Annotated in this window: 10 protein-coding genes; 1 reads left to right on the top strand and 9 read right to left on the bottom strand. The window is 71.5% G+C overall.

Annotated features, from left to right (window positions below; translation table 11 throughout):
* Window positions 1-32: 32 nt before the first annotated feature.
* Both HQQ85_RS17500 and HQQ85_RS17495 read right to left on the bottom strand, forming a co-directional pair.
* Entirely contained in the window at window positions 33-1,010 is a 978-nt protein-coding gene (locus tag HQQ85_RS17500; RefSeq protein ID WP_173183760.1) for a tetratricopeptide repeat protein, read from the bottom strand.
* Window positions 1,007-2,818 (bottom strand): hypothetical protein, encoded by a 1,812-nt coding sequence (locus HQQ85_RS17495; protein WP_173183759.1) that lies wholly within the window; start codon window positions 2,816-2,818, stop codon window positions 1,007-1,009. Before HQQ85_RS17495 ends, HQQ85_RS17500 begins: the two co-directional genes overlap by 4 nt.
* A 121-nt stretch (window positions 2,819-2,939) precedes the next feature.
* Between HQQ85_RS17495 and HQQ85_RS17490 the strand changes: the two genes are divergently transcribed.
* Window positions 2,940-3,995 (top strand): AI-2E family transporter, encoded by a 1,056-nt coding sequence (locus tag HQQ85_RS17490; protein ID WP_173183758.1) that lies wholly within the window; start codon window positions 2,940-2,942, stop codon window positions 3,993-3,995.
* 28 nt (window positions 3,996-4,023) lie between these two features.
* Here the strand turns inward: HQQ85_RS17490 and HQQ85_RS17485 are convergent, their stop codons facing one another.
* The 7 genes from HQQ85_RS17485 to HQQ85_RS17455 form a co-directional block, all read right to left on the bottom strand.
* Window positions 4,024-4,743: an alpha/beta fold hydrolase gene (locus HQQ85_RS17485; RefSeq protein ID WP_173183757.1), complete on the bottom strand. Its 720-nt coding sequence runs from the start codon at window positions 4,741-4,743 to the stop codon at window positions 4,024-4,026.
* 4 nt (window positions 4,744-4,747) lie between these two features.
* A complete protein-coding gene (locus HQQ85_RS17480) occupies window positions 4,748-5,050 on the bottom strand; it encodes a hypothetical protein (RefSeq protein WP_173183756.1) in 303 nt (100 codons plus the stop codon).
* Window positions 5,051-5,088: 38 nt separating this feature from the next.
* On the bottom strand, window positions 5,089-6,735 hold the full coding sequence (locus HQQ85_RS17475; RefSeq protein WP_173183755.1) for a sodium:proton antiporter: 1,647 nt from the start codon (window positions 6,733-6,735) through the stop codon (window positions 5,089-5,091).
* Between the two features lie 70 nt (window positions 6,736-6,805).
* Window positions 6,806-7,486, bottom strand: coding sequence for a lytic transglycosylase domain-containing protein (locus HQQ85_RS20840; RefSeq protein ID WP_216851777.1), 681 nt, complete (start codon window positions 7,484-7,486; stop codon window positions 6,806-6,808).
* 4 nt (window positions 7,487-7,490) lie between these two features.
* Window positions 7,491-8,204, bottom strand: a complete 714-nt coding sequence (locus HQQ85_RS20835) for a lytic transglycosylase domain-containing protein (protein ID WP_216851776.1) — start codon at window positions 8,202-8,204, stop codon at window positions 7,491-7,493.
* Between the two features lie 21 nt (window positions 8,205-8,225).
* On the bottom strand, window positions 8,226-9,992 hold the full coding sequence (locus tag HQQ85_RS17460; RefSeq protein ID WP_173183754.1) for an ABC transporter ATP-binding protein: 1,767 nt from the start codon (window positions 9,990-9,992) through the stop codon (window positions 8,226-8,228).
* A complete protein-coding gene (locus tag HQQ85_RS17455) occupies window positions 9,989-11,020 on the bottom strand; it encodes an ABC transporter permease (RefSeq protein ID WP_173183753.1) in 1,032 nt (343 codons plus the stop codon). Before HQQ85_RS17455 ends, HQQ85_RS17460 begins: the two co-directional genes overlap by 4 nt.
* Between the last annotated feature and the right edge of the window lie 2 nt (window positions 11,021-11,022).

The following is an 11,022-nucleotide window of genomic DNA, read 5'->3' as shown; positions in this document are numbered from 1 at the left end:
GGGCGTTTTTCGACGGATGGACCGGGGTGGAGTCAGTAGAGCAGCATCGTGAGGCGGCGGCGGGCCGCCGCGACGCGCGGGTCGTCGTTGCCGACGACCTCGAAGAGCTCCAGGAGGCGCGTGCGCACGGTGTTCTTGCCGTCGGCGTCCTGAGCCGGGAAGAGCGTCAGCAGGCGGTCGAAGGCGTCGTCGATGTGCCCGCCCGAGACGTCGAGGTCGGCCACGAGCATCTGCGCGGCGAGGTCGTCGGGCGCGGCGGCGGCCGCCGAGCGGATCTCGTCGAGCGACTTGTCCTGCAGCCGCTCCAGCAGCTTCACCTGCGCGAGCCCGGCGACCGCGAGGGCGTCACGCGGGTTCTGCGCGATGGCGGTCTGGTACTCCCGGATCGCCTCAGCGTAGTCGCCGCGCGCGATGGCGTCGTAGGCCTCGGCGTGGTGCGGCGGCAGCGGCTCCTCGACGGGCTCGGCGACCGCATCGGGATCGACGGGGCCGACGTCGATCGTGCCCGTGACCCCGTTCTGGGCGGCGAGCTGCAGAACCTGCTCGATCACCGCGCGCACCTCCTCCTCGGGGTACGAGCCCTGGAACAGCTGCACGGGCCGCCCGCCGACCAGCGCGGCGACCGTGGGCACCGACTGGGCCTGGAACGCCTGCGCGAGCTGCGGGTTGTTCTGCGCGTCGATGCCGACGAGCACGAGCCGCCCGGCGTACTCGGTGACGATACGGGTGAGCAGCGCGGTGAGCTCGACGCTCGCCTCGGCCCAGTCGGCCTTGAGATCGACGATCACCGGCACCTGGTTCGACAGCTCGATGAACTGGGTGAAGGTGGCGTCGGTCGCCTCCTGCACGAGGGCACCGGCGGCACCGGCAGCGCCGGCAGGGGCTCCGGATGCTCCGCCCGCCGCGACCCCCGCGCCCGGCGCCGAGGCGCCCGGCTGAGGGCGGTTGACGAGCGAGGACAGGTCGACGGCTCCGCGCAGGCTCGCGGCGGAGGGCGGGATCATGCTCACGGCAGCTCCTTGGCTTGGATGAGCCCCTGCGTGAATCCGAGGAGCTCGGCTTGACTGGTGTCACCCGACGGCGGGATGAAGAACAGCAGCTGGTAGTCGTAGACGGCCTCGGTGCCCTTGGCCGACTCGGTCACGCCCGAGAGCGCCTTGACCGCGCCCGTGGGGCTGACCGTGGCACCCGACTCGACCGGCTTCACGGTCTGCGACTCGCGGAGATTGACCGCGACGAGGCCGCCGGAGCCGCTCGTCGCCAGCGCGATGTCTTGACCAGGGGCCTCGACGGAGGCGAACTCCATCGAGGCGGTGGTCGAGAAGCCGGCCTTCTGATCGGCCTTGAACTGGGCGCCGACCTGCGTGCGCAGCGTGTCGCCCTCGGGGTCGACGTCGCCGATGTACTGGCTGGCGTCGCCGTTCAGCAGGATGTCGGCGTAGGCCGTCTTCAGCTGGTCGGGCGTGAGCGTGAGCAGCTTCGTCTCGGGCGCGAGGCGCGTGGTGCCGACGCTCGCCGCCGCCACGGGCGGCAGGCTGGTGTCGGGCTCCAGCGAGATCTCGTAGTAGACCTTGTAGTTCGCGCGGGGCGTCTCCTGCACGAGCATCAGAGCCACGGGCGGCACCGAGGTGTCCTCGGCCTGAACGACGGTGAAGACCGTCTTCGGCCAGGTGCTGCTCGCCTGCGGCAGCACGACCTGCAGCGGGCCGGCCGGGATGGCCTGCGGCGCCGGGTACTCGGGGTAGCCGGCCCGGATGGCGTAGGTCGCCCCGCGCAGGTCGAGCGCGGGGCCCTCGAAGCGGGTGGACAGCGCGTCGGTGCTCGACGCCGCGTCGCCCTCGGCGGCCACGGTGGAGATGTCGGCCACGATCGCCTCGAGCTGCGCCTCGGTGACCGCGGGGGTCGGCGAATCGTCGTCGACGTCGTCGGCCGGGAGCGCCCCGTCGGCGCCGGGGGTCGCCGTCGGGTCGGGGGTCGCCGCGGTCGTCGCGGTATCCGTCGAAGTGGCCGGGGCCGCCTGCGGCCAGTAGTCGCTGGAGCAGCCGCCGAGGGCCACGACGCTCGCGAGAGCGACGGGCAGGGCGATCAGCGGCGCGATCGAGCGCCGGCCGCGCTTCATGCCCGACTCGATGGAGTTCGTGCGGGACGGCGAGAAGCGCTTGCCCTTGGGCAGTGCGGGCGGCTTCCGGCGGGGGCGCTGCGAGCGGCGCATGTGCAGGAGGCCGAGCACGAGCAGCACGAGCCCGGCGAACAGGAACACCACGCCGGCGACCAGCAGCGGACCGACCCACGGGGTGGCGTTCGGGATGGGCCAGGAGATGCGCACCTGCGAGGGCGCGGGCTGCGTGCCGTCGGAGGCGACGATCACCGAGTAGCCGGCGGGCAGGCTGAGCGTGCGGTACATGGCGTCGTCGGAGGTGAACTCCTCGAGCCACAGGTCGCTGCCGGCCGGATTCGCCGAGCCGGCGGCCACGTTGTCGGCCGCGTCGGGGTTCGCCTCGACGGGGGTCGCCGTGATCTCGTCGGTGTCGACGTCGAGGCCGACGGCTGTGTAGGCCGAGCCGTCGAGCCACGCCTGGACGTCGGAGGTGCGGCCGTAGGCGGCGAACACCGTGTCGCTCCCGGTGAGGGCGAGCGTCTGGCGGCCCTGGTGGGCGAGCAGCGCCGACGAGTCGATCATGAGGTACGGCGTGGGGTCGGCCACGGCGACGGTCGAGGCGACCGTGGACGGCGGCAGGAACACGGTTCGCTGCGCGACGCCGACGCCGATCAGCGCGGTCGCGATGATGAAGGCGAAGATGGCGAAGATAAAGCGCACGGAAGACTCCTGACAAAGACATTAAAAGATAGCCGATCCCCTGCCGCCCGGCGCACAGGCGGCGTTCAGGCGACAAGTAGGATTGCCACACGTCGCCGACACCACCTTCGAGGGAGCACCTGTGAAGATTCAGAACGCCTTCACGCTCGGCCTCGTCGCGACGCTGGGCGTGGGTGTCGGCATCGGCATCCTGGGCGCGGTCGTCTCGCTCGCCACGATCCTCACCTACATCGGCGTCGCCCTGTTCATCGCCCTCGGCCTCGACCCGATCATCACCTGGCTGGAGCGCAACCACTGGCCCCGGTGGCTCGCCATCCTGACCGTGCTGGTGGCGGTGCTCGGCGTCTTCACCGGCCTGGTGTTCGCGGTCGTGCCGATCATCGTCGACCAGATCTCGCAGCTGATCGAGTTGATGCCCACCCTGCTGAACCAGGTGCTCGACCAGCAGTGGCGCGACCAGGCCACGAAGAACCTCGGTGGCTTCGTCGACGTCAACGAGGTCTACAACGCGATCCTCGACTACTTCCGCGACGCCGGCAACGTCACGGCGCTGGCCGGTGGTGCACTGCAGGTGGGCATCGGCATCGCCAGCGGGGCCTTCGGCGCGATCATCGTGCTCATCCTCACCCTCTACTTCACCGCCTCGCTGAACACCATGAAGCGCGCGGTCTACCGCCTGGTGCCGGCCACCAAGCGCGAGCGCTTCGCCGATCTCGGCGAACAGGTCACCGGGGCGGTCGGCCGCTACGTCGTGGGGCAGATCACGCTCGCGCTCACCAACGGCGTGCTCAGTTTCATCTTCCTCAACATCATCGACGCGCCGTTCTCGGCCGTCCTCGCGTTCCTCGCCGGCGCCCTCTCCCTGGTGCCACTCGTCGGAACACTCTCGGGCTCGGTCATCATCGTGCTGGTCTGCCTCATCCCGGGCCTCGGCTCGCCCCTGACGGCGCTGGTCGCCGCGATCTACTACATCGTCTACATGCAGGTCGAGGCCTACCTGCTGAGCCCCAAGATCATGAACCGGGCCGTCTCGGTGCCGGGCTCGATCGTCGTGATCGCCGCGCTCGCGGGCGGCACTCTGCTCGGGGTGCTCGGCGCCCTGATCGCCATCCCGATCGCGGCGAGCATCCTGCTCATCATCAAGCAGGTCGTCATCCCGATACAGAACGAGCGCTGACGAATCGTCGGGGCGAGCGGATGCGCGGCTAACCCTCGTACGTCGTCGGCAGCGGGTACGCGGCGGCGTTGACCCGCGCCACGATCTCATCGAGCACGCGGCGGGTCTGCTGCTCCCCCACCCAGAGGTGCTTGCCGCCCTCGACCTCGACGAACTCGAGGCTCGGCACGCTCGCGAACCGTACCCGGGCCTCCGCCGGACGAAGGAAGTCGTCGAGCTCCGGCACCAGGGCCACCAGCCGTTTGCCGTTGCCCTCCCAGGCGGCGACCTCCTCGGCCGACGCGCGGTGCAGCGGCGGCGAGAGCAGGATGGCACCGTCGATCGGGTACTGCGCCCCGTAGCGCAGGGCCAGCTCGGTGCCGAACGACCAGCCGACGAGCCACGGATGCGGCAGCCCCTGCTCCTCGACGAAGCGCATCGCCGCCGCCACGTCGTGCCGCTCCCCCTCGCCCTCGTCGAAGGCGCCCTCGCTGGTGCCCCGCGGCGAGCTCACGCCGCGCAGGTTGAAGCGGAGCACCGCGATGTCGGCCAGCGCCGGCAGCCTGTTGGCGGCCTTGCGGAGGATGTGCGAGTCCATGAACCCGCCGTGCGTGGGCAGCGGGTGCAGGGTGACGAGGGTGGCGACCGGGTCGCCCGAGAGCGGCGTCGCGAGCTCGCCGACGAGGGTGAGCCCGTCGTCGGTGTGCAGCTCGATGTCCTCCCGGCGGGCGGGCAGCTCGGTCGACGAGCGGATCTCGTGGGTCGTCACAGGGTCAGGCTCCGATTCTCCAGCAGTGGGTGTGCCAGTGCCGGCGGGCCGCCAGGTCGCTGGCGTCGCCCATCACCCCGTCGGCGCGCCAGGTCACGAGGTGGGCCGTTCCGGGGGCGATGGGCACCGAGCATCCGGGGCACGCGTAGGCCTTGACCGCGGAGGCGGCCGAGACGGGCTGCACGGTCCAGGAGATGCCCCGGCGGGTCTCGGTGCGCTTCCAGCCGGCCAGCAGGCGGTCGAGGCCCGGCTCGTCTTCGTCTCCGGCTCCGCCCGCGCTGCGGCGGGGGCGGTTGCTGCGGGGCATGACCCCAGTCTACGAAGTCCCGGGCGGGGCCGGGTCGCTCAGTGCCCCTCGCCGTCGGACTGCAGCAGCCGCGACTCCTCCTGGTCGAGCATGAGCTGCGCCCGCACCAGGATGCGCGAGGCGAACTCGCCGCGGCCCCGCGCCTCCAGCAGCGCGGCCCGCTCGGCCCGGAGCACCTCCATGCGCAGCACCCGGTACTGCTCGTGCGGCGCCGACTCTCCCGCCTCGCCGCCGACCGCCGCGGTGTGGGCGCGCTCCCACGCCGACTCGCTGCGGAGCTCGGCGTCGCTGCGCACCCGGTCGACCACGCTCTCGTCGACCGGCTCGCCCGTCGGCAGGCTCAGCTCGGGCGCCTCCAGCACCTGCAGGCCGGCCGTGCGCAGCTCGTCGACGAGGGTCGCGAACTCGGCGTGGTCGGCCGCCTCGTCGACCCCGCGCAGCTTCAGCACCCGGATCAGCCACGGCAGGGTGCCGCCCTGCAGCAGCAGCGTCACGATCGAGACGGTGAAGGCGATCAGGATCAGCTGGCTGCGGTAGGCCGTGTCCTCGGGAAGCGACTGGGCGGCGGCCACGGTGACGACGCCGCGCATCCCGGCCCAGCTGAGAACCAGACCGCCCTTCCAGCCCGTGGCCTCCGTGGCCTCGGGCCCCGACGGGTCGCGGCGGCGGGCTCTCGCCCGCTGGTAGGCGAGCAGCGGCCCGACGAAGGCGAACCGGATGACGAAGAGCACGAGGGCCGCCCCGATGCCGAGGGCGATCGCCTCCCACGCGTTCAGGTTCTGCGACTGCGGGTCGCGGCCGACGGCGTCGACCACGATGTCCTTCAGCTCGAGCCCCATCAGGAGGAACACGCCGTTCTCGAGCAGGAACTGGATCGTGCGCCAGTTCAGCCGCTCGCTGATCCGCACCGAGGCGCTGAAGTGCTTCGCCCCCATGTGCCCCGTGTAGAGACCGGCGACGACCACGCTCAGCACCCCGGAGGCGCCGATCGCCTCGGCGGGGATGTACGCCAGGAACGGGATGACGAACGACACGGCCGTGGTGAGCACGGAGTCGTTCAGCCGCGACCGGACCCAGACCGTGAGCACCCCGACCACGAGACCGACACCGATCGCGACGACCGAGGAGTAGGCGAAGTCGGCGGCCACTCCCCCGAAGCCGCCGAGTGCGATGGTCCCGGCCGAGGCGGCCGTGGCGGTACGCAGCAGCACCAGCGCGCTGGCGTCGTTCACGAGGCTCTCGCCCTCGAGCACCGCGATCAGGCGGGGCGGGAGACCGAGCTTCTTGCCGATGGACGTGGCGGCCACCGCATCCGTCGGGCTGATCACCGCCCCGAGGGCGATGGCCCCGGCGAGGTTCAGGTCGGGCAGCATCAGGAACAGCAGGAACCCTGTGACCACCGCGCTGACGATGACGAGCAGCACCGACAGCACCGAGATCGAGCCGAGGTTCTTGCGGAAGTCGACCAGCGGCAGGTTGATCGCCGAGGAGTACAGCAGCGGCGGCAGCACCCCCGCGAGGATCCACTCCGAGGGCACGTGCACCGGCGGCACCCCCGGGATGACCGAGATGCCGAGCCCGATCACGACGAGGAGGATGGGCGTCGCGAGCCGCAGCTTCGGCGACAGCACCGAGACCCCGACGACGATGATCAGGCAGATCACACCGATGATCTCAGGTCGCATGGCGACAGCCTAGTGAAACCGGGCCCGCGCCCCGATCACCGCCGGCGACGACGGTCGCGGCGTCAGCCGATCAGTACCAGCCGCGGTCCTCCGACGATGCCCAGGCCTCGCACGGCGTGCCGTAGGTGCCCGCGATGTAGCGCAGCCCCCAGTCGATCTGCACGTTCGGGTCGCTCTCCCAGCCCGGCCCCATCTTCGAGCCCGGCAGCGCCTGCGGGATTCCGTGGGCGCCCGAGGACGCGTTGTGGGCCGCAGGGTTCCAGCCCGACTCGCGGTTCCAGAGCGCCAGCAGGTAGTAGTAGTTCTGCTCGCCCCAGCCGTAGCCGATGACGGCCTGGTAGGCGATGTCCTGCAGGGAGCCCGGAGCGGGCGGACCCGGAGTGGGCACGACGTTGGCCTCGCAGCCGGCCGAGGCGGCGGGGGCGGCGGCGGCACCTGCGTCGTCGTCCTCGTCGTCGTCCTTGGGAGCCGGCGCGGCCACCACGGCGGGAACCGGCACGGGCTCGGGGGCGGGCGGATCGGTGACCGTGTAGCCGTCGCGGGAGATCGCGCTCGACTCGCCGCTCGCGGTGAGCGTCTGACCGGCGACGGATGCGGTGCTCACCTCGGGCCCGAAGGTGCCGGTGGGCTGCGCCTCGGCCGAGTGCGCGTTCACCGCGAAGAGCAGCACGAATGACGCGGCGACGCCGAAGGCGAGCGTCTTCAGCCCGGCGCGGACGACGGGGTTCGGGGAGGTCTGGCGAAGCGTCATGGGATCAGTACCAGTGGTTCGCGTCGGAGTGGGCGAGGGCGGATGCCGGGTCGCCGTAGCGGCCCTGGATGTAGTTCAGGCCCCAGGTGATCTGGGTGGCCGGGTTGGTGAGCCAGTCGGCGCCGGCCGAGGCCATCTTCGAGCCGGGCAGCGCCTGCGGGATGCCGTAGGCGCAGCTCGAGGCGTTCAGCGCGTTGACGCGCCAGCCCGACTCGCGGCTCCAGAGGGCGAGCAGCGCGTCGTACTGAGCCCCGGTCCAGCCGCGGGCGGCGGCGAGGTCGAGGGCGACCGCCTGCGCGGTGGCGGGATCGGCGACCGCCGCGTTCGGGTCGGGGCAGCCGCTGTCGGAGCTCGCCGACTTCTCGACGGGCGCCGGTGCGGCCACGATGACCGGCGGCGGCGGGGGCGGCGGGTCTTTGACCGTGTACCCGTCGCGGATCAAGGCGGTGGCCGCCGAGGCCGAGACCTCGAGGTTCTGCACGCCCACGGCGCCCTCGTCGAACTCGCCCGAGAACGAGGCGGTCGCCGAGGAGACCCCCACGTTCGGGGCGACGACGGAGACGAAGGCGCAGGCGGTGACGGCCGCGAGCCCGAGCAGCTGCAGCGCCGCGCGACCCGTGCGGCGCGCAGGCTTCTGCGGCGCGACCGGGGTTCGCTCGACGGCGCCGGGAGAGCGGGTGACTCTCGGGCGATCGTCGTTCAGGGAGTGCTTGGCCACGATTCGTCCGATTTTAGCCCATCAGGCCGGTGCGTTCCCAGCTTCGGCCCGAAGTGCGGCCAGCACGGTGCGGCGCTCGGCCTGCTCGGCCGGGTCGGGGACGGGCAGCGAGGCGATCAGGCGACGGGTGTACTCGTGCTGCGGGTCGTCCAGCACCTGCGCTCCGGTGCCCTCCTCGACCAGCTCACCGTGGTAGAGCACCGCGATGCGATCGGCCAGCAGGTCGACGACGGCGAGGTCGTGGCTGATGAACAGCGCGGCGAAGCCGAACTCCTTCTGCAGCTCGGCGAACAGCTCCAGCACGCGCGCCTGCACCGAGACGTCGAGCGCCGAGGTGGGCTCGTCGGCGATCAGCAGCTTCGGCTCGAGCGCGAGCGCCCGGGCGAGGCTGGCGCGCTGGCGCTGGCCACCGCTCAGCTCGTGCGGGAAGCGGTCGCCGTAGCTCTTCGGCAGCTGCACGGCCTCGAGCAGCTCGTCGACCCGCGTGCGGGCCGACGACGGGTTCGACGCCCGGCCGTGGATGATCAGGGGCTCGGCCACCGCGTCCGCGATGCTCAGCAGCGGGTTGAAGCTCGCCGCCGGATCCTGGAAGACGAAGCCGATGTCGGCACGCAGCGGCTTGAACCGGCGCTCCGAGAAGCCGACCATCTCGAAGTCGAGCACCTTCAGCGACCCGCCGGTCGCCCGGGTGAGGCCGCCGATGGCACGGCCGATCGTCGTCTTGCCCGATCCGCTCTCACCGACGAGCCCCAACACCTCGCCGGGCGCGATCGCGAACGAGACGCCCTGCACCGCGCGGAAGCCCTTGCGGCCGAGCCGGCCCGGGTACTCGATCACGAGATCCTTCGCCTCGACGACCGCGTTCTCGACCCGGCCGGCGGATGCGCGCTCGGCACTCGCACCGGCCCGGTCCGCCGCGCGGCTCTCGGTGTGCGCCCGACCCTGCCCGATGCGGGGCACCGAGCCGAGCAGCTTCTTGGTGTAATCGGCCTGCGGTGCGGAGAACAGCGTCTGCGCATCCGCCTCTTCGACGACGCGGCCCTGGTACATCACGACGACGCGGTCGGCGAGGTCGGCGACGACGCCCATGTTGTGGGTGATCAGCACGATGGCGGTGCCGAACTCGTCGCGGAGGCGCCGCAGCAGGTCGAGGATCTCGGCCTGAACGGTCACGTCGAGCGCGGTGGTCGGCTCGTCGGCGACGATCAGACCCGGATTCATGACGAGGGCAGCGGCGATCACGACACGCTGCTTCTGCCCGCCCGAGAACTGGTGCGGGTAGTAGTCGACCCGGGTCTCGGGATCGGGGATGCCGACCTTGCGGAGGATCTCGATCGCCTGGGCCTTCGCCTCGGAGCGGGAGATGCGGGAGTGCGCGCGCAACCCCTCGGCGATCTGCCAGCCCACCGTGTAGACGGGGTTGAGCGCGGTCGAGGGCTCCTGGAACACCATCGCGACGTCGGTGCCGCGCACCGCACGGAGCTCCCGCTTCGACAGCGAGACGACGTCGGAGCGGTCGCTGCCCTCGCGGTTCGTCAGCAGCACCGCGCCGTTGACGGTGGCGGTGCCGGGCAGGAGGCCGAGGATCGACTTCGCGGTCACGGTCTTGCCGCTGCCGCTCTCGCCGACGATCGCGACGATCTCCCCCTTGTGCACGGTGAGGCTGACGTCGTCGACGGCCTTCACCGCGCCGGCGTCGGTGGCGAAGGAGATGCCGAGGCGGTCGATGTCGACCACGGTGTCGGGCCGGGCGCCGGTGGCCGGCCCGGCCGGGGTGGTGGCGGTCATGCGTTCTCCTCGCGGATGTCGACGTCGGAGGGCAGGGTCTGGTCGACCGCGGTGAGCGACACCGCGCCCGCCTTGGCCTTCACGCGCTTACGGCCACGCAGGCGCGGGTCGGCGAGGTCGTTCAGGCTCTCGCCGACGAGTGTGATGCCGAGCACCGAGAGCACGATGGCGAGGCCCGGGTACAGGGCGGTCCACCAGATGCCGCTCGTGACGTCGGACAGCGCCTTGTTCAGGTCGTAGCCCCACTCGGCGGCCGCCGAGGGTTCGATGCCGAAGCCCAGGAAGCCGAGGCCCGCCAGGGTGAGCACCGCCTCGGAGGCGTTCAGCGTGAAGATGATCGGCAGGGTGCGGGTGGCGTTCCGGAGCACGTGCCGGAACATGATGCGCGAGGTCGACGCCCCGAGCATCTTCGCCGACTCGACGTAGGGCTCCGCCTTGATGCGGATTGTCTCGGCCCGGATCACCCGGTAGTACTGCGGGATGAACACGACGGTGATCGACAGCGCCGCCGCCAGGATGCCGCCCCAGAGGCTCGACTGCCCGCCGGAGATGACGATCGAGAGCACGATCGCGAGCAGCAGCGAGGGGAACGCGTAGATGGCGTCGCCGATGACGACGAGCACCCGGTCGAGCCAGCCGCCGAGGTAGCCGGAGACCAGGCCGAGCAGGATGCCGGCGATGATCGAGAACACCACGGCGAGCACGATGACGAGCACCGCGGTCTGGGCTCCCCAGATCACGCGGGAGAACACGTCGTACCCGCCGACGGTGGTGCCCATGATGTGGGCGGCGCTCGGCGGCTGCTGGGCGCCGAACGAGCCCTGGGCGTCGCGCAGCTGGGCGAAGCCGTAGGGCGCGATCAGCGGGGCGAAGATCGCGACCAGCACGAACAGTCCGGTGATGGTGAGGCCGGCGATGAGCATGCCGCGCTGCAGGCCCACGCTCTGGCGCAGCTGCTTCACGACCGGGAGTCGGCCGAGCAGGGTGTTCTTCACGGGCGGCACAGAGGCGATGACGTCGTTCGTCATGA

Origin of the sequence: Herbiconiux sp. VKM Ac-2851 (assembly GCF_013205105.1) — a bacterium.
Taxonomy (GTDB): Bacteria; Actinomycetota; Actinomycetes; order Actinomycetales; family Microbacteriaceae; genus Herbiconiux; species Herbiconiux flava.
This window is presented reverse-complemented; position numbering and strand designations above follow the sequence as displayed.